The sequence below is a fragment of the Pseudomonas sp. FW305-7 genome (assembly GCF_058786735.1).
This window is the reverse complement of record NZ_JBYSZA010000007.1, coordinates 186799-205177: the sequence shown is the minus strand read 5'-3', so window position 1 is coordinate 205177 and position 18379 is coordinate 186799. Positions and strand designations below refer to the sequence as shown.

Genomic DNA, 18379 nt, shown 5'->3' with positions numbered 1-18379 from the left:
CTCCAAACGTATTGCGGTCAGTGCCAGCGGCGGAAAATCAACGAGGTGTTGACGCCACCAAAAGCGAAATTGTTGTTCATCACGTATTCGTGATGCATCTGGCGGAATTCGCCGCGCAGGTAGTCGAGCTTGCCGCAGTGCGGATCGACCTCGTCGAGGTTGAACGTGTGCACATACAGGTCGCGATTCATCATCTCGATGCTGAACCACGACTCCAGCGCCCCGCACGCCCCGAGCGTGTGGCCGAGAAAACTCTTCTGCGAGCTGATCGGCATGCGCTCACCGAACAAACTGCTGGTCGCCAGTGTTTCGGCAATGTCGCCCTGTTCTGTAGCGGTGCCGTGACCATTTACATAACCGATGGCATCCGGTGTCAGCCCGGCATCTTCCAGGGCCAGCTCCATGGCGCGGCGCATGGTGATCTGTTCCGGGCGCGTGGTGTGCTGGCCGTCGGCGTTGCTGCCGAAACCAACGATCTCGGCATGGATGTGCGCGCCGCGAGCGAGGGCGTGTTCCAGCTCTTCGAGCACCAGCATGCCGCCACCTTCACCGATCACCAGACCGTCGCGGCCCTTGTCGTAGGGCCGTGGGCTGGTTTGCGGTGCGTCGTTTTTCAGACTGGTGGCGTACAGCGCGTCGAAGACCATGGCTTCGGTCGGGCACAGCTCTTCGGCGCCGCCAGCGAGCATCAAGGGCAGGCGACCGAACTTGATTGCTTCGTAGGCGTAGCCGATACCCTGACTGCCACTGGTGCAGGCGCTGGACGTCGGGATCAGACGCCCGGTGAGGCCGAAGAAGATGCTGATATTGGCCGCCGTGGTGTGCGGCATCATCCGCACATAGGAGTTGGCGTTGAGGCCCTCGGCCACCGAGTTGAGCAGCATGTTGCCGAACGCCTTGATCTCGTCGGTGCTGCCGGTGGACGAGCCGCAAGCCACGCCCATGCGCCCGTCCTTGATCGACTCATCACCCAGCAAACCGGCGTCGGCCAGCGCCTGTTCCGCCGCGCCGACCGCCAGCCGCGACACCCGCCCCATGCTGCGCAGTTGCTTGCGCGTCCAGTGCGCCGGGACGACAAAGTCATCGATCGGCCCGGCCAGACGGGTGTTGAGTTCGCTGAAGCGGTCCCACTCGTCCATCCGGCGGATGCCGCTGCGGTTGGCCGCGAAGTTGCCGGCGATGGTCTGCCAATCGCTGCCCAGCGAGGTGATGCCGGCCATGCCGGTGACGACGACGCGCTTCATCAGCACAAGCCTCCGTTGACCGCCAGCACCTGGCGGGTGATGTACGAGGCTTCCGCCGACATCAGGAAATTCACCGCACTGGCTACTTCTTCAGGGGTGCCCATGCGCTGCGCGGGGATCATTTTCATCAGTTCTTCCACCGGCACGTTTTCGTCGAGCATCGCCGTGTCGATCAGGCCCGGCGCGACGCAGTTAACCGTGATTTTGCGCTTGCCCAACTCGATCGCCAATGCCTTTGCCGCGCCGATCACGCCAGCCTTCGAGGCGCTGTAGTTGACCTGGCCACGGTTGCCGATCAAACCCGACACCGAGGTGATGCAGACGATCCGACCGGCGGCGCGGCGGCGGATCATCGGCATCATCACCGGGTGCAGAACGTTGTAGAAACCGTCGAGGTTGGTGCGCAGTACCACGTCCCAATCGTCGTCGCTCAACGCTGGAAACGCTCCGTCGCGGGTCAGGCCGGCGTTGAGCACCACGCCGTAATAGGCGCCGTGGGTTTCGACGTCGGCCTCAAGAATGCTTTTGCACGCTTCGCGGTCGGCAACATCGAATTGCAGGACACGTGCGTTGCGGCCCAGTGCTTTGATTTCGGCCTGCACCGCTTGTGCGTCGGCAATGCCGCTGCGGCAATGCACGACGATGTCATGCCCGGCCTGCGCCAGACGCAGGGCGATGGCGCGGCCGATGCCACGGCTGGAGCCGGTGACCAGTACGGATTCAGTCATCGTTCGACTCCTGTGTTTGTTGCAGATATTGGGACGGTTGGGGCGGACGAAACACGTTCAACCGGGCGCTGACTTCAATGCCCGGCGCGTTGATATGGCATTCGAAAACGCCCATGCCGTTGTCGTCTTCCAGCGAGCGGATACCGTGGATGGTCAACTCGCTGCCGGCCGGAAATGCGTCGACGTTGCACTCGAACTTGCGTGTGCCGAGCAGGAATCCCAGTTCCACCGGATTGCCTTTCAGGCGTGCGTGGCAACCGGCAAATGCGGCGACGCTCTGCGCCATCAACTCGATGCCGACCCACGCTGGCAGGCTGCCGTCGGGCAGGTTGAACAGGCCGTCAGGCTTGACCTTGAGGCGGGTGTAAATCTGTTCATCGTCGAAGCTTTCGATCTTGTCGATCAGAATCATGTCGCCGGCGTGGGGCAGCAGGTCGGCGAGCGGCCAGTCGGTCATGGGGCGTCTCCGATAATCAGGCTGACGTTATTGCCGCCGAAGGCAAACGAGTTGCTCATCAGGTAGCGGGGTGCAATGGACGTCAGGCGTTCGTTCGCGGTCACCCACTTCAGCGGCGGCAGGCCGGGATCGGCCTGGCCATCCCAGACGTGCGGCGGCAAGCCGTGTGCCGGGTTGTCAGCGCTCAGGCTCAACCAGCAGAACGCCGCTTCCAGTGCCCCGGCCGCGCCGAGGGTGTGGCCGGTCATGGGTTTGGTCGACGAGCAGGCTACGCCGCCCGGGAACAGTGTGGCGACTGCAAGGCTTTCCATGGCGTCGTTGTGCTGGGTCGCGGTGCCGTGCAGGTTCAGATAGTTGATCTGTGGGGCTTGCAGTTGCGCGCGGCTCAAGGCCTTTTGCATCGCTTGCAGGGCGCCGCGACCGCTCGGCTCCGGGGCCGAGATGTGGTGAGCATCGGAACTGGCACCGGCGCCGAGCAGCGCGATGGCCGGGCCGTCACCACGCTGCTTGCTCATCACGAACAGCACCGCCGCTTCGCCGATGTTGATGCCGTTGCGGTTGGCCGAGAACGGATTGCAGCGCTCGTCGGACACCGCCTCCAGCGCGCTGAAACCGTTGAGCGTCAGCTTGCACAGGCTGTCGACCCCGCCGCACAGCACCGCGTCGCACAGGCCCAGGTCGAGCAGACGTTGTGCGCTCATCAACGCCCGTGCACTGGAAGTGCAGGCCGTTGAAATCACGTAGGCCGGGCCGCTGAGCTGCAGCCAGTCGGCAAGAAAGTTCGCCGGGGCGCCGAGTTCCTGTTGCCGATAGTCATACTCGGTGGGGAACTGATGCTCGCGAATATAGTGCGCCAGACCGCGGCTGGCCTCGTCGATACCCGAGGTGCTGGTGCCGAGGACCACGCCGATGCGCTCGCGGCCGTAGGTCTGGATCGCCCGATCGATGTCAGCGCGAATCTGCAGTGCGGCTTCCAGCAGCAGTTGATTGTTGCGGCTGCTTTGGTCCGCCAGTTCGGCCGGAACCGCCGCCAACTCACCGTGCACCGCCGCCACCGGCAACTCGCGCCCGGCCACCCAGCCGGATTCGCGGCGCATGCCCGAGCAGTCGCCGGCAAACAGGTTCTGCGCGACTTGATGCTTGTCGCGGCCCAGGGCGCAGATCACCCCGAGGGCATTGAGGTAGGCAGTCATGGCGTCGGTTCACCGAGGGGGGAAACCCGATAGTGCGGGCCTTGGGGCAGGTTCAATTCGAAGCTCAACGGTTGCGTATAACGGATCGCCCAGCGCGGCGGCAGCGAGCGTTGCCCGGCCTGTTGCTGCGCGGCGGGATAATTGCGCAACAGCTCGCCGGACGGAGTCAGGGCGAACAGCAATGCGGCGAACAGCTCCCGGGCTTCAGGATTGGGCGGCAACAGACCGTCGGCCTGCCAGTGTCCATCGATCAGTTGCTGACGGGCCTGAGGAATACCCAGCGGGTCCATCATCGACCAGCGAATGCCGGGGCCTTCGCGCTGAATCACCAGCAGCCAGTCCTGGCGCTGATCGGCGAGGTTGCGTTCGACGTGCAGTTGCAATGGCAATGGCAAGGTCGGGTTGCTCGCAGGCAGGGGCGCCTGGCTGGCGCAACCACCCAACAAGGCAAATAACACCATCAGCCACACCAGAAATCCTGTGGGAGCTGGCTTGCCAGCGATGGCGTCGGCACATCCAGCATTCACGCTGACTGACACACCGCTATCGCTGGCAAGCCAGCTCCCACAGGTTTTGGGTTGTACAGGTCGAATGCGGTACATCAGACGGCACCTTCAAGCGGCTTGCGCGCGACGACGTTGACCAACGTCTCTTCCCGCTGCCCAAACGGTTTCGGCTTGCGCAACCCGAACCGCTCCAACAAGCCAAAGTCCTTGGACCGGCTCCACCACAAATACGGGTATGAAACGTTCCGTTCGCCGAATTCGAAACCCTGCTCGCCAATCATCTGCAAATACTGCGCAGCGCTCTTCTGCACATGCATTGGATGGCGGAACAGCCAGCGAATCACCCACGTATCAATGTATGCCTCGGTGGACTCGGCGAACAGCAGATAGCCGCCCGGTTTGAGCACCCGATAAAACTCGGCGAGGGCTTTCTCTTGCTCGACCAGATGATGAAAGGTCTGGTGACAGAACAGCAGATCCACGCTCGCATCCGCTACCTTCAACGTCGCGCAATCGCTGCCAATCAACTCGACGTCCAGACCCTGACGCGCCGCCTCTTCGCCGCTCAACTTCAGGCTGTGTGGGTCGGCATCGACGCCGATCAGACGCTGTGGTGCGAAGGTCTGGCGCAGATGTCGGAACGACTTGCCCTGACCACAACCGGCGTCCAGCAACACCGGGTTCGCCGGCAGCGACTCGCTGAACAAGCCGCGCAGATCGTTGATCGCCACGCGCAACACATGGTGCTGCCAGGTGTGGCTGCGCAGGAACCAGAAACCGAAGCGGGTTTCCTCGACGTAGCTGTCGCTCAGGTAACTCATGGGGCGTCCTTTGCACAAAGTTCGGAAATCATCTTCAAGCGGCGACGCGCTTCGCTGACGAACGGGTTGCGCTCGTCCCAGGCGTAGCCGGCGAGGATCGAGCAGATCATCCGACGGATTTCCGGCTGGCTGTTTTCATGGAAAATCACATCCTGAAAGGTCCCGGCGTACCAGCCTTCGACGTAGCAGCGGAAGGTGTCGACGCCGCGCTTCAATGGCTCGGCGAATTCGCTTTGCCAATCGACCGTTTCACCCTGCAACTGACGGTGCAGCACCGCCGCCGCCATGCTCGCCGAACGCATGGCGATGGTCACGCCGGAAGAGAACACCGGGTCGAGAAACTCCGCCGCGTTGCCCAGTAGCGCGAAGCCCGGGCCGTGCAGGGTTTTGACGTTGGCCGCGTACCCGCCGAGGGTGCGTGCCGGGGTATCCCACACGGCCTTGTTCAACACGCCAGCGAGGCTTGGCGTCTCGGCAATAAAACCGCGCAGGCAAGCGTCGAGGTCGGCATCACGACCGTTGAAGTGCTCGGCCGCAGCGACCACGCCGACCGAGCAGCGGCCGTTGCTGAACGGGATCGTCCAGAACCAGATATCGCGATGGTGTGGATGGGTGGTGACGAGGATTTTTTCGCGATCGAAAGCCGGGTTGTCGATGTGATCTTCGACATGGGTGAAAACTGCCTGACGCACCGGGAAATTCGACGGCGCTTCCAGGTCGAGCAAGCGCGACAACACGCGGCCGTAGCCGCTGGCATCGAGTACGAAATCCGCCTCGATGCGATATTCGCTGCCGTCTTCACGGCGCACATCGAGTCGCGGTTTTGCCCGCTCGAAATCGACGCTGACGATGGCATCGCCATAGCGGATCTCGGCGCCTTGCAGCGCCGCTTGATCAGCCAGCAATTTGTCGAAGTCGGCGCGCTGCACCTGGAACGTGGTCGGTTTGCCGTCGCTGAAGGTATCGCCGAAATCAAAGGCACTGTAGCGCTCGCCCCAGGCAAACGCGGCCCCGGTCTTGCGCTGGAATCCGGCGGCGTTCACCGCTTCAAGCATGCCGGCCTCTTCGACGAAATCCAGGCAATGACTCAGCAGGCTTTCGCCGATGGAAAAGCGTGGGAAGTGCTGGCGCTCGATCACCAGCACGTCGTGGCCCTTGCGCTTGAGCAGCGCAGCGGCAATGGCGCCGGACGGACCGGCACCGATGATCACTACCTGACGACGTTGCATTTCAACGGTTGGCACGTGAACTCCCGGGCGCAATGGCGGTGTGTTTCTGGGGCGCGCGATGCAGGCCGATCAGGGCCGGCAGCAGCGTCGCGATCAGGCCCATCAGCATCAGCGCGAAGTACAGCGCCGGGGTGATGAGCTGTTGTTGCAACAGCAAGTTGAGAAAGACGATTTCGCTGAGGCCGCGAATGTTCAACAGCACACTTTCGCGCCAGCGGCTGGCACCTTCGAACGAGTCACCGGCCCAACCGAGGCCGAGCCAGTTGCCGAGGAGTTTACTGGCAATCGGTAACATCAGCAGCGCGGCCCATTGAGCGGGGCCGAGGCTGGCGAGGGCGCTGTGCACGTCAATCTGCACAATGCCAAAGGTGAGGATCAGCGGAATCGCCAACCACGTCTGCAAGCGGCTCATCCAGCGTGCTGGCAATGGCAGCACCAGCGGCACTTTCAACGCAGCCATGCACAGCAGATAACCGATGCCGAAAATCAGCGCGTTGAGTTTGTAATGCTCGGCCATCACCAGCAGGGCAAAGAAGCCGAGGCTGTAAGTCAGTGGGCGGCGCACACCGAACAGGCACAGCAGCAAGGGCACGCAAGCGAGACCCAGCGGCAGCAAAAGACTGCTCAGGTGCAGACTGCCTTGGGCGAGGCCGAACAACGTCCAGCAGGTCAGGTCGATCAGTATCGCGGTCTGTACCAGACGTCGGGTGGCGGCGGGCGGGTAATCGATGTGACGCAGATACAGGTACAGCACCGGAATCGCGGTAATCGCGAACACCAGGCCGATGGCCAGTGAGTTGAGCCACGGTTGCGCCGGCAGCAGCCAATACGCGACCGCGAGACCGCAGGCGAACGGTACGGCGAAACTCGGCACGGCGATTTTCACGCTCTGACGATCCAGTCGCAGGTCGATCACATCGCTGAGAATATGCCCGAGCAGCAAGGCAAAACTCAGGCTGTAGAGGTTTTTCAGCCACGCTGGCGCGATCAGTTCAGCGCCGCTGAGCTGCCAGCCCGGTTCGATCCAGAAGTACATCAACAGCGGTAAACCGAAGCTGGCCAACAGCAACTGGCTGACGATCGGGATCAGGCCGAAATGTCGACCGACACGGGTGGCGACGGCGAACAACGCCAACGCCAGCAACCAGAAACCGATGACCATCATGCTGCCGGCTCCGCTACGGGCGCCGCATGCTCATGTCGGCCGGCCCACGGCGCGAGCATGAAACTGAACGCCAGACCGAGGCTCACCGACAAGCCGAAATTGCTCACGGCCGGCGTGCTGGAAACCGCCAGCAAACCAAACGACAGCCAAGTCGTCACGGCCGCCAGCAAGGTGCCAAGCAGACTTACCGCTGCACCGCCGACCTGCTCACGCATGAGGATCGCGTAGTCGACGCTGATCGCCGTCACCAGCAGCAGGCCGAACAGGCTGAACAGGGTCAGCGGTTGTCCCAGCCAACCGAGACTGGCGAGACTGCACAGTGCTGCCAGCAACGGCAGGGCAACGATGCGCAGCGCGCCGCCGAAACCGAATGGCAGGATCAGCACCAGCACGATCAACACGCAGGAGGCGAGTTTCAGTTCGGCGGCGCTGATCTGCGTCGCGGCGAAAACATTGTTCAGATCGCCGAGACGATCCACCAGCATCACCCCCGGCAGATCCAGCGCCTGCACCCGCAGCAACGACGGATTATTCAGGCCTTGCAGACTGGTCATCGCCGCGACGCCGTCCTCGGTCGGGCCGAGCCACAACGTGCGATACGGTTCGCCGAGCGGCCCGGCCAGCGCAGCGTCGATGTCCTCGGTCGGCAGTGCCTGCAACTGTTGCAGCTCGGTTTGCAGCGCAGCGAGGGGAACGCCGAGGTCGAGCAGCGGCTGCCAGAACTGCGGCAATTTGTTCAGCGCATCGCGCACTTGCTGTTGCTGGCCTGGCGGGCTGACCAGTTGATCCAGCGCGAGATAGCCTTGCAGCTTGTCGAGATTGACCAGTTGTTCCAGACGCTCGCTCAGCGCTGCTTGCCGCTCCAGCAATTCTTGCTGATTGGCCGCACGCACGAGGAAGAACTGGCTGGTTGGTTGATAGCCGGTGATGCGCGCAATGGTCTGCGCTTCATCGGTCAGACGTTGCGGTGCGCCGACCCATTGGCGGATGTCGTTCTTGCTTTGCAGTTGCACCAGACCGCCGGCGCAGAAGGCGATCAGTAGCGCCAGCAACACCGGGGTACGCACGCGTTCGAGCAGCTTCTCGCGCAGATTGACCATGCGCTCAGCCAGGTGCAGCGGCCATTGCGCCGGGCGCAGTTCGACGTTTTTCAGCAGCGCCGGCAGCAAGCACACGGCTGACAGATAGGCACCGAGCAACCCGGCCGCGGAGAACACGGCGATTTGCGTCAGCGCCGGGAACGGCGTCCACGCCAGCGCCAGATAACCGATGGTGCTGGTGAGCAGGCTCAGGGTCAGCCCGGACAGGGTCAGGCGCAAGGCTGGCCAACTGCGCCACGGCTTGAGGCTCCAGCTCTTCGACAGATAGTGCAACGGGTAATCCACCGCCACGCCGATCAGGCTGGAGCCGAGCACCAGCGTCATCACATGCATGTGGCCGAACAGCGCCACGCACGCAACCGCGCCGAACAACATGCCCACCAGCACCGGCACGAACGCCAGCAACACGCGCCAGCGGCGGAAGGCGAGCAACAACAGCAACAAAATACCGATCGTCGCGCCGCCCCCGACCCATGTCATTTCACGGGTCGCTTGCTGCTGACCATTGGCCGCGTAGAGCAAACCGCTGGCGGCCAGCAACTGCACGTCTGATTGCGCCGCTTGCTCACGGCTGTGTTGCAGCAGGGCGGCGACTTGCAACGGTAGGTTCATGTCGAAAGCATTGCCGGTGGTGCGTGCACGCAGCAGCACCCAACTCTTGCCGTCAGCGTCGGCGACCAATGCGCCGCTGCCGATATCCAGTTGCACCGCGCCGTGTTTCGGCTGGCTGTTCTGGATGCGTCCGGTCAGGCCCAGCCAGTCATCCTGGCTCGGCACCAGGCTGAAACCGGTAAAGGGATCGAACAGTGCCTGCACCCGTTGTTGAATAAACCCATCGGGATGTTCGATCAGCAGTTGCCGATCATCCGCCGAAAGCATCGCCAGCCGCCCTTGCAACAATTGCGTGCGCAAGGCTGGCAGATCGGCTTGCAGGTTCCACTGGACTTTTTCGAACAGTCCACTGGCCTGCCATTGCTCGCCCAGCGTCTGCGCCATGGCTACCGCTTGCTGGCGATCGGCGTGGCCGACCAGCATCAGCATTTCGCGGTTGAGCGGTTCCTGCATGCGTTGTTCGGCGCGCAGTTCGAGGGCGTCAGGATGGGTGCCGGGCACCAGTTCCATCAGGTTCGCCGACAGTGGCGCACCGTCGCGCCATTGCCAGCCGGCCAGCGCGACAACCGCCAGTAGCAGGATCAGGAACAGCCAGGGCAGCCTGCGTTCACTCGGCAAAGTCATGTTGCTCCGTGTCGCTCAGCGGTTGGCCGGCGGTACTGTTCTGCATGCGCAGCACCGTGCTGTCGCCCTGGGTTTCCAGCAGTTCAATGGTTTGCACCAGAGCGCCGCCGTCGATGTTGATCTGATTGAACACTTGCTTGAGCAGCAATGAGCGTGGCGTCAGGGTCAGTTTCCACTGTTGCGCATCGCCGCTCAGGGCCAGTTCGAAGTCCCGTTGCAGGCCGCTGCTGTCACCTTGCAATACGGCGAGGAACAAACGGTTCTGCTCGGCCCCGGCGCTCTTGTTCGGCAGCAGTTGCCAGCCATCGCCGTCACGCCGGGCGATGCCTTTGGCAGTGATGCGGTAATCCTGTTGCAGCGGAGTTTTCAGCAGCCAGAGCAGGCCGTGATTTTTCGCGAGGACGAAACTGCCCTTGCTGATCAGCGGCTGGGGCAGGGCGCGCAGGTGTTTTTCCTGAATGAACTGGCCGTGGATAACGTCCGGTTTGGCCAGTTGCTCGCTGAGTTGTTGCAGGTCGAAGGCGTTGGCCAGTGTCGATATGGCCAACAGCGCCAGCGCGCCAAGACTTTTGCAAAACAGGTTCATCACAGCATCCTTTCCACGGCATCGGTGAAGACTTTCGGCGAGGCCAGTTGCATCTCGCGACTGCTGACTTCGACCGCCACTTGCACCGAGCTGGCGCGGGTCAGGCGTTCGCCGGTTTGCGCGTCCGTGATCAGGTAGTTGATCTTCAGCCGGTTTTCCCACTCCACCAGGCTGGCGCGCACGTTCAGACGCTGGCCGAACACCGCACCGCGCACGTAGCGCAGTTGCAGATCGATCACTGGCCAGGCGTAACCCGAGTCGACCATCTGGTTGTAGTTGTGGCCGATCTTGTCGAGCAGCGCGCAGCGCGCCACTTCGAGATATTTGACGTAATGGCCGTGCCAGACGACATGCATGGTGTCGACGTCGAAAAACGGTACGAGGATTTCCGTGTCGGCGTGAATCACTCCGGCGCTACGCATGCAGCCTCCAGTGTTGCGCGGCGATGCGTTGCAGGCACAGGCGCAGTTCGCCTTCCAGCGCGCGGTCCTCGATGACCGGCGGGAAGTCTTGGGCAAGTGCTTCGTGCATGGCAGCCAGCGCGGGTGGCAGTGGTCGGGCGTCTTCGGCCTGGCCCCGCAGCCAGACGCCTTGGTTGGCGGCGAGCAGGGTGGCGGCGGCGACCTGTTCGGTCAGTTCCAGCACACGGATTGCGTCGCGGGCGGCGATGGTGCCCATGCTCACCTTGTCCTGATTGTGGCACTCGGTGGAGCGCGAGAAGACGCTGGCCGGCATGGTGTTTTTCAGCGCTTCGGCGGTCCAGGCGCTGGTGCCGATCTGCACAGCCTTGAAGCCGTGGTTGAGCATTGCGCGATCCGCCGGAGCGCCGGACAGGTTGCTCGGCAAGCCGTGGTTGTAGCGCTCGTCGACCAGCAGCGCGAGCTGCCGATCGAGCAGGTCGGCGACGTTGGCCACCAGATTTTTCAGGCTGTCCATGGCGAACGCGATGTGCCCGCCGTAGAAGTGGCCGCCGTGCAGCACGCGTTCGGCTTCGGCGTCGATGATCGGGTTGTCGTTAGCGCTGTTGAGTTCGGTTTCGATGAACGAGCGCAGCCAGTTCAGGCTGTCGGCCAGCACGCCGAGCACATGCGGTGCGCACCGCAGCGAGTAGCGATCCTGCAAACGATGCAGCGGTGCGGTCGGTGCGTCGATCGCCAGATCCTTGCGCAGCCATGCGGCGACCTGCATTTGCCCCGGATGCGGTTTGGCGGCGAACAGGCGTTCGTCGAAGTGCTCCGGATTGCCTTGCAGTGCCACCACGTTGAGCGCGGTGATGCGCGTGGCCAGTTGCAGCAGGTAATCGGCGCGGGCATAGGCGAGGCAGGCGAGGCCAGTCATCACCGCGGTGCCGTTCATCAATGCCAGCGCTTCTTTCGGGCGCAACACCAACGGCGTCCAGCCGAGTTCGCGGTGCACATCCGAGGATTGACGGCGTTCGCCACGGAACATCACTTCACGCTCACCGGACAGGGTCGCGGCGACGTAGGACAGTGGCGTCAGATCACCGCTGGCGCCCACCGAACCTTCTTCGGGAATCAGCGGCAGGATGTCGTATTCGAGGAACGCGTGCAGACGCTCCAGCAGTTCAATCCGCACTCCGGACACGCCGTGGCACAGCGACTGCAAACGCGCCGCCAGCACCGCGCGAGTAGCTTGCGCATCGAGCAGTTTGCCGAGGCCGCAACCGTGAAAGGTATAGAGATGACGCGGCAACGCTTCGACATGATGCAGCGGCACCGCGACCACGCAGGAGTCGCCGTAACCGGTGGTCACGCCGTAGATCACGCCTTCCTTGTCCAGCAGCGAATCGAGGAACCGCGCACCCTTGGCGATGCGCTCGCGATAGTCGGCGTCGCTCTGCAACTGCACGGGCGCCTGCCGGTTGGCCAGGGCCAGCACGTCTTCGATGCGCAAAGGGCGTTCGCCGAAGGTTACCGGCTCATGGGTTGGCGTCGTCATCGGTCTTCCAGAAAGGGTAAAAGTTGAACCATTGGTGCGGGGCTTCGAGGCAATAGTGACTCAGGCGCTGCGCATAGCGGGTGGCCCACTGATGAATGACCTGCTCGCGCTCGCGGCGTGTCCACGTCACGGCATCGGCGAAGGGCTCGAGGGTCAGGCGATAGTGGCCGTCGGGTTGTTTCAGGCACATCAACAGGTTGACCGGGCATTTCAGCAGGCCGGCCAGCAGCCACGGCCCTTGCGGGAACGGCGCCGGATGGCCGAGAAAGTCGACGGTCACACTGCGTCCGCCGTGCAGCGGCACGCGGTCGCCGGCAATCGCCAGCCATTCGCCGCGCTCCAGGCGTTCGTGCAGTTGCAGCATGATCACCGGGTCCAGTTCGCTGACCTGAATCAGACGCAGATTGGTCGCCCCGGCCTCGCCGAGCAAGCGGTTGAACTGCTCGGCGTGCTTGGTGTGCACCAGCACATTCATGGTGACCTTCTCGCCGATCTCCGCCAGCGCCCGGCACACTTCGAGATTGCCCAGATGTGCGCCAACCAGCAGTTGCCCACGGCTGCCACGCAACTGATTGCGCAGCAGGGCCGGGTCGATGATTTCAATCTGTTCGATGCGGATCTTGCCGTTCCACACGTCGAGCTTGTCGAGCATCGAATCGGCGAATGCTATGAACTGGCGGAATACCCGCCAATGACTCGGGCGCAAGTCTGCACGGTTGCTCCACTCGGCCAGCCGTTGCTGGTATTGCCAGGCACTGCGTCGCGCGGTGCGGCCGAACAGGAAAAAGTACAGGACGATGCCGTACAGCAACGGGCTCAGCAGCCGCCGGCCAAGAACCTTGGCAGCGAACGCGGTGAATTTCATCAGCAGGAAACTGCCGCGCTCCTCGCGGTCGGCCCAATGCTTTTTGTCGGCCTCGACGGTCATGGGCGCCACCGCCGCCAGAGGATCACCGGCAAACGCAGCAACATGCCGAAGAACAGGCGCGTGTGCATGCTTGAAATCAGTGCGTTGTCGTGGAACAACCGGAAGTGCGAGACGCCATCGAGCGGGTAATGCACGCTGGTTTGCAGCCAGCGCATCGGCTGATTGCGCCAGGCCAGACGCACAAGAATGTCCGAGTCGAAATCCATGCGTTTGCCAACCTTGGCCGAGTCGATCACGGCCAGCGTCGGCGCCAGCGGATAGACACGAAAGCCGCACATCGAATCGCGGATCTGCAACGACAGCGTGTTGATCCAGACCATTACGTGGGTCAGATAGCGCGCGTACAAGCGGCCCTTGGGCACGCTTTCATCGAACAGCGGATAACCGCAGATCATCGCTTCAGGGTGTGCTTGCGATTCTTCGACGAAACGGGCGACGTCGTGCAAGTCGTGCTGACCGTCGGCGTCGACCTGCAAGGCATGGCTGAAACCCAGTCGCGAAGCTTCGCGCAGACCGGTCATCACCGCGCCGCCCTTGCCCTGATTGACGGTGAGGCGGACCAGATAGACGTTGTCGCGCTCGGCCAAAACATCTAGCACTTTCGCGCAGGATGGCGTGCTGGCGTCGTCCACCAGAATGCACGGCAGATGTTGCGCAAGCAGCGCATCGACCACCGTGCCGATGGCGGTTTCGTGGTTATAGACCGGGATCACTGCGCAGGGGTTATGCATGGATTTCCCCCGGTATCACACAACCTTTGTGGCGAGGGAGCTTGCTCCCGCTCGAGTGCGCAGCGCTCGCCTTCGGTATTGTGCCGAATAATTTTGGGGCTGCTTCGCAACCCAGCGGGAGCAAGCTCCCTCGCCACAGGTTATGCATCGCCATTCCCCAGAAGGATTCGGCCGCTGGAGCAGGTCGCGGTGTCGTTGCGGTAGGCGAAATACAACTTGCTGCGCTCGGGATCGAAGCGCAGGTGCAACTGGATTTCATCGCCGGGGCGCACCAGTTGCTGGAACTTCAGCACTTCCATACCCGCAAATGGACTGGTCAAGTTGAGTAATTGCCGACCGAGGTCCAATGCCCATTCGACCTGGACCACGCCGGGCAACACCGGGGCTTTGGGGAAGTGGCCGCTGAAGTAGGCCAGGTCCGGCGGCACGCTCAGTTGCAGGCTCCATTCGCCGTCGGTTTCGATTTGCTCCAGCACTTCAGGGGCTTTCGACCGTGGTGCGACAAGCAGTGCTTCGACGTCGGCCTGAGGCAGTTTGCCCTGGCTGTTCAACGGCATTTGTCGCAGCAGACGCCAGCGACGGGGCAGGGCGAGGGCTTCGCAATGCTCGCGTAGATGCTGACGAAGGGTTTCGGTCAGGCTGCGGCGGCCGTGTTCGCGCAAGGCAAACAGGCCCGTTTCGCTGAGCACCAGCAATGCGCCGAGGGAGGCACGGTTTTCCTGGACCACGCCCAGTCGTGCTTCGGCGACCCAGTCATGGCTGACCAGCGCTTGCTCGAGCATCGGCAGGGAAATACGTTTTTCTTCGAGTTTGACGATCCGGTCCAGCCGTCCGAGCAGTTCGAAATGACCATCGGCGGCGATGCGCGCAGCGTCGGCGGTGTGTTCAACATGCCCGGCCGGCAGATACGGTGACGCAATCAGCAGCGCGCCGTCGTTGTCCTGACTCAGTTCGACACCGGCGAATGGCTGCCACAGGGTTTCACCCTGCCGCCAGGCGATGCCGCCGGTTTCCGAGCTGCCGAGGATTTCCGTCGGCCACTGTTGCAGGCGTTGTTGCAGGCTCTGCGCCGCGTCGGCTGGCAGTGCGCCGCCCGAGGAGAACACTCGCCGCACGGCGCTGAGGGCCGGCCAGTCGAGGTTGTCGCCCATGCGCTTGAGCAGCGCCGGGCTCGCGACCCAGGCGAAGGCCGAATGCTCGCGGCTGGCGCGCTGCATGTCCTCGGAGAAGGCCAGTTGCTTGCGCACGAATGCTCGCCCGGCACACAGCGGCCACAGCACGCGAAACAGCAATCCGTAGATGTGTTGAGTGGCGACGCTGCCGATGATGCACGCCTCACCGAGATCCGCGCCCCATAGCTGCTCCAGCGCTTCGACCTCGTTGGCCAGTTGGCGCAGAGTCTTGTCGATACGTTTGGGTTCACCGCTGGAGCCGGAGGTGCACAGGCTCAAACGGCACTTGTCGAGGTCCAGTTCGGCGCCGTGCAATGGCGCCTGCTGAAGGTCAGTCAAACAGCTGTCACCCGGTAGATCGGTCAGCCACAGATCGACTTCGCCCGACCAGCGCTGGCGGGTTTGTACTTGCAGATCCGAAGGCAGCAACACGCTGACGCCTGCGCGCCACGCGCCGAGTAGAGCGATGGCCAGTTCGGCGGCATCTTCCAGATGCAACGCCAGACGTCGCACACCCTGGGCTTGCAGGCCGGCGGCAACAGACAGCGCCTGTTCGCACAGATTCGTGTGATCGAGAGCCGGGGCGTGGCTGATCGCCCGCGCCGGCAAGGCCTTGAGCAACAACTGCTCAAGTTTTATCCAGTTCATGTACGGCCTCTTACCCGTTGTCGTATCAGCCATTCAATGGCAAACATCAGGCCGATCAATCCGTAGGAGATCAGGCCGGTGTACAACATCCACCAATTCAGCGGCGCCCACAGTGTCAGCAGGGCGGCGCACAAACCGTTGCAGAAGAAAAACACGCTCCAGGCCACCGTGACCTTGCGGGTGTAGACAATCGCGTTGGCCGGCAACTGCGGTTCACGCAGCCGGGCCAGACGTTCGACCATCGGCGGGCCGTATTTCAGGCTGAGGCTGAACAGCACGAGCATGAAGCCGCTGATCAATACCGGATACCAACGCAGCAACAGCGGGCTGTCGAACACTGCCAACAACAGGCAGAAGCCGATGGCCACGCAGGCCATCCACAGGCTGCCGGGTTTGCGTTCACCGGTCAGGGCCCGCGCCAGCCACAGGCTGCCCAGCAGCAGGCCGAACTGCCACGGGGCGAAATGCTCCATGCCGAAATACACCGCAAAGGGGTACAGCAGACCGGCCAGCAGCAGGCCGAGGCCGATCAGACGGCTCATGCGGCCGGTTGAACCAGACGGTAGACCGCCTCGACCACGTCACCCACGGTGCGCACCGATTTGAATTCTTCGGCGGCGATTTTCTTGCCGGTCTGGCGCTTGATGTGATCGATCAGATCGACCGCGTCGATGCTGTCGATTTCCAGATCCTGATACAGATTGGATTCCAGGCTCACACGGGCCGGATCCAGTTCGAACAGCTCGACCAGGGCATCGCGCAGGGTGTTGAAAATGTCGTCACGAGTTTGCATGGTCCGGTCTCAAGCTGCCTGTTTTGCCGTGACGAACGCCGCAAGGCTGGCCACGTTGGTGAAATGGTTGCGGGTGTCTTTGGCATCGGCGTCGATCTTGATGCCGTATTTTTTCTGGATCGCCAGACCCAGTTCCAGCGCGTCGACGGAATCCAGGCCCAAGCCTTCACCGAACAGCGTCTGGTCGTCGCCGATGTCGTCGACGCTGATGTCTTCGAGGCCGAGGGCGTCGATGATCAGGCCTTTTATTTCACGGTGCAGATCGCTCATCTTCGGCGAGCTCCTTAATAAAGTAAGAGTGCAAATAATCGTTGAGCTTGCGCGAGGCTTGCGGAGCTGGCCCTTGCGCGGCAAATGTCTGTGGGTCTATATCGGCCCCGACCCGAAAACTGAAGTGCACGCGGCGATTGGGAATCCGATACCACGGCTCGGCTTTGGTCAGCGTGGTCGGGCTGACCTTGATGATCACCGGCGTGAGGATTTTCGCACCTCGCAGGGCAATCGCTGCGGCCCCCCGATGAAAGGCCGGTGCCTGCCCCGGCTGAGTACGCGTGCCTTCGGGGAAAATGATCAGGGTCTGGCCGTTTTGCAGCGACTCGGCGGCGGCATCGAGCATGTCCATGCTGCCGTCGTTGCTGATGTATTCGGTGCTGCGCAGCGGGCCACGGGTGAAGGGGTTTTCCCACAGACTTTTCTTCACTACGCAATTGGCGTTGCGCACCAGTCCGATCAGAAACACCACGTCGATCAGCGAGGGGTGGTTGGCAATGATCATCTGCCCTGGACGACCGAGGCGCTCGGCGCCCTGTATGTCGTAGGTGAGCACGCCGGTGCGGGCCATGAAACGCACGAAAAACCAGAACAGCCGACTGACCGTTTGCCGGGCGCGCTGGCGGTGCTTGATGGCATCGCCCGGCAGACAGCCGAGCAGCGGGAAAACCACTAAACGCAGGCACAGCCCGCCGAGCCCGAACAGAGCGAAGCTTGCAGCGGTGGCCAGTAGACGCCAGTAGTAGGCGTCGCGGTGCTTCGCGATCACGGGCTGCGTTGCCAGGTCCATACACGATTTTTCCAGGCATGTTGGCAAAGGGTTTGCTGGCCGAGCAGGGTGCGCAGCAGATTGAGCGCGTGGGGCCAGTGCGCTTTGGACAGTGCTTCGGTGGTGCTGTTCAAGGTCAGCCGCCAGTCGGTACCGGGGGTCAGCAGCAGACCCAGCGCATAAGGAAACGGCACGTCGTCGATCCACTTCGAATAGGCTTCGGGCGGTTGTTCTTCGGTGATGATCAGCAGTACCGCCGCAGCGCCCTCATTGAGCAGGGCGGCGGCTTCGAGCATGCCGTGTTCGAGGCCGTCGCCCGCAGCGGCGAGGGCGGTCATTTCGGCGGTTTCGCCGCTCATGATCGACCACAGGCCAATGATTGCGTTGTGCACCGAGAGGCTGAACTGGGTTGGCGACAGCGGTTCGTCCCTGGCCAGATCACTGAGAATGTCGTAGGTGCGCGGGGTCTCGCCGTGCCGCGAGACAAACACCAGCGGCAGGTTTTCCCGTCCGTCTGCCAGTGGCCAGCCCACACTGAACGCCATCCGGGCCAGTCGGCTGAGGCGACGCCGTTGCATGGCCGGCAAAAACGACACATCGGGCGCGGCATCACTGCTCTGGAACACGACCGGCTGTCGGCTCCAGGCCTGCCAGGCGTCCACGCTATCGAGCCCCGGGGCCCACGCGCGCCATTGGGCGATGTTGAAGTTGATCACGGACATTTATCCCGCCCCTGCGGGCTTAGTATTGACGCATTGAGTCGCCAAAGCCGCAGCGGGCCTGACATAGCGCTTGGCGCCGGGTGGCGCGCATTATCCCGGTGCGACGAGTGTGTAGCAAATGC

Annotated in this window: 20 protein-coding genes; all 20 read right to left on the bottom strand. The window is 62.7% G+C overall.

Annotation, left to right across the window (positions count from 1 at the left end; genetic code table 11):
• Positions 1-17: 17 nt before the first annotated feature.
• Positions 18-1244 carry a beta-ketoacyl-ACP synthase gene (locus tag AC3WMT_RS12020; protein ID WP_103305427.1) on the bottom strand — a complete coding sequence of 409 codons (1227 nt, stop codon included), beginning with the start codon at positions 1242-1244 and terminating at the stop codon, positions 18-20.
• Positions 1244-1972 carry a 3-ketoacyl-ACP reductase FabG2 gene (locus AC3WMT_RS12015; protein WP_103305426.1) on the bottom strand — a complete coding sequence of 243 codons (729 nt, stop codon included), beginning with the start codon at positions 1970-1972 and terminating at the stop codon, positions 1244-1246. The genes AC3WMT_RS12020 and AC3WMT_RS12015 overlap by 1 nt, the downstream gene beginning before the upstream one ends.
• Positions 1965-2429: a hotdog family protein gene (locus tag AC3WMT_RS12010; protein WP_103305425.1), complete on the bottom strand. Its 465-nt coding sequence runs from the start codon at positions 2427-2429 to the stop codon at positions 1965-1967. The genes AC3WMT_RS12015 and AC3WMT_RS12010 overlap by 8 nt, the downstream gene beginning before the upstream one ends.
• Entirely contained in the window at positions 2426-3622 is a 1197-nt protein-coding gene (locus AC3WMT_RS12005) for a beta-ketoacyl-[acyl-carrier-protein] synthase family protein (RefSeq protein WP_103305424.1), read from the bottom strand. The genes AC3WMT_RS12010 and AC3WMT_RS12005 overlap by 4 nt, the downstream gene beginning before the upstream one ends.
• Positions 3619-4224 (bottom strand): hypothetical protein, encoded by a 606-nt coding sequence (locus AC3WMT_RS12000; RefSeq protein ID WP_177431435.1) that lies wholly within the window; start codon positions 4222-4224, stop codon positions 3619-3621. The genes AC3WMT_RS12005 and AC3WMT_RS12000 overlap by 4 nt, the downstream gene beginning before the upstream one ends.
• Positions 4224-4949 carry a class I SAM-dependent methyltransferase gene (locus AC3WMT_RS11995; protein ID WP_103305423.1) on the bottom strand — a complete coding sequence of 242 codons (726 nt, stop codon included), beginning with the start codon at positions 4947-4949 and terminating at the stop codon, positions 4224-4226. The genes AC3WMT_RS12000 and AC3WMT_RS11995 overlap by 1 nt, the downstream gene beginning before the upstream one ends.
• Entirely contained in the window at positions 4946-6193 is a 1248-nt protein-coding gene (locus AC3WMT_RS11990; RefSeq protein ID WP_103305422.1) for an NAD(P)/FAD-dependent oxidoreductase, read from the bottom strand. Before AC3WMT_RS11990 ends, AC3WMT_RS11995 begins: the two co-directional genes overlap by 4 nt.
• Complete coding sequence (locus tag AC3WMT_RS11985; RefSeq protein WP_103305421.1) at positions 6180-7343, bottom strand: cation:proton antiporter; 1164 nt, start codon at positions 7341-7343, stop codon at positions 6180-6182. Before AC3WMT_RS11985 ends, AC3WMT_RS11990 begins: the two co-directional genes overlap by 14 nt.
• A complete protein-coding gene (locus tag AC3WMT_RS11980; RefSeq protein WP_103305420.1) occupies positions 7340-9679 on the bottom strand; it encodes an MMPL family transporter in 2340 nt (779 codons plus the stop codon). The genes AC3WMT_RS11985 and AC3WMT_RS11980 overlap by 4 nt, the downstream gene beginning before the upstream one ends.
• Positions 9663-10265, bottom strand: coding sequence for an outer membrane lipoprotein carrier protein LolA (locus tag AC3WMT_RS11975; RefSeq protein WP_103305419.1), 603 nt, complete (start codon positions 10263-10265; stop codon positions 9663-9665). The genes AC3WMT_RS11980 and AC3WMT_RS11975 overlap by 17 nt, the downstream gene beginning before the upstream one ends.
• A complete protein-coding gene (locus tag AC3WMT_RS11970; protein ID WP_103305418.1) occupies positions 10265-10687 on the bottom strand; it encodes an acyl-CoA thioesterase in 423 nt (140 codons plus the stop codon). The genes AC3WMT_RS11975 and AC3WMT_RS11970 overlap by 1 nt, the downstream gene beginning before the upstream one ends.
• A complete protein-coding gene (locus AC3WMT_RS11965) occupies positions 10680-12224 on the bottom strand; it encodes an HAL/PAL/TAL family ammonia-lyase (RefSeq protein WP_103305417.1) in 1545 nt (514 codons plus the stop codon). Before AC3WMT_RS11965 ends, AC3WMT_RS11970 begins: the two co-directional genes overlap by 8 nt.
• A complete protein-coding gene (locus tag AC3WMT_RS11960; RefSeq protein ID WP_103305416.1) occupies positions 12205-13152 on the bottom strand; it encodes a lysophospholipid acyltransferase family protein in 948 nt (315 codons plus the stop codon). The genes AC3WMT_RS11965 and AC3WMT_RS11960 overlap by 20 nt, the downstream gene beginning before the upstream one ends.
• Positions 13149-13883, bottom strand: coding sequence for a glycosyltransferase family 2 protein (locus AC3WMT_RS11955; protein ID WP_103305415.1), 735 nt, complete (start codon positions 13881-13883; stop codon positions 13149-13151). Before AC3WMT_RS11955 ends, AC3WMT_RS11960 begins: the two co-directional genes overlap by 4 nt.
• A 140-nt stretch (positions 13884-14023) precedes the next feature.
• Positions 14024-15703: an acyl-CoA synthetase family protein gene (locus tag AC3WMT_RS11950; RefSeq protein WP_103305414.1), complete on the bottom strand. Its 1680-nt coding sequence runs from the start codon at positions 15701-15703 to the stop codon at positions 14024-14026.
• A complete protein-coding gene (locus AC3WMT_RS11945) occupies positions 15700-16245 on the bottom strand; it encodes a COG4648 family protein (protein WP_103305413.1) in 546 nt (181 codons plus the stop codon). Before AC3WMT_RS11945 ends, AC3WMT_RS11950 begins: the two co-directional genes overlap by 4 nt.
• Positions 16242-16496, bottom strand: coding sequence for an acyl carrier protein (locus tag AC3WMT_RS11940; RefSeq protein ID WP_007909503.1), 255 nt, complete (start codon positions 16494-16496; stop codon positions 16242-16244). Before AC3WMT_RS11940 ends, AC3WMT_RS11945 begins: the two co-directional genes overlap by 4 nt.
• 9 nt (positions 16497-16505) lie before the next feature.
• On the bottom strand, positions 16506-16766 hold the full coding sequence (locus AC3WMT_RS11935) for a phosphopantetheine-binding protein (RefSeq protein ID WP_103305412.1): 261 nt from the start codon (positions 16764-16766) through the stop codon (positions 16506-16508).
• On the bottom strand, positions 16747-17556 hold the full coding sequence (locus AC3WMT_RS11930; protein ID WP_103305411.1) for a lysophospholipid acyltransferase family protein: 810 nt from the start codon (positions 17554-17556) through the stop codon (positions 16747-16749). The genes AC3WMT_RS11935 and AC3WMT_RS11930 overlap by 20 nt, the downstream gene beginning before the upstream one ends.
• Entirely contained in the window at positions 17532-18257 is a 726-nt protein-coding gene (locus AC3WMT_RS11925) for a beta-ketoacyl synthase chain length factor (RefSeq protein ID WP_103305410.1), read from the bottom strand. Before AC3WMT_RS11925 ends, AC3WMT_RS11930 begins: the two co-directional genes overlap by 25 nt.
• Between the last annotated feature and the right edge of the window lie 122 nt (positions 18258-18379).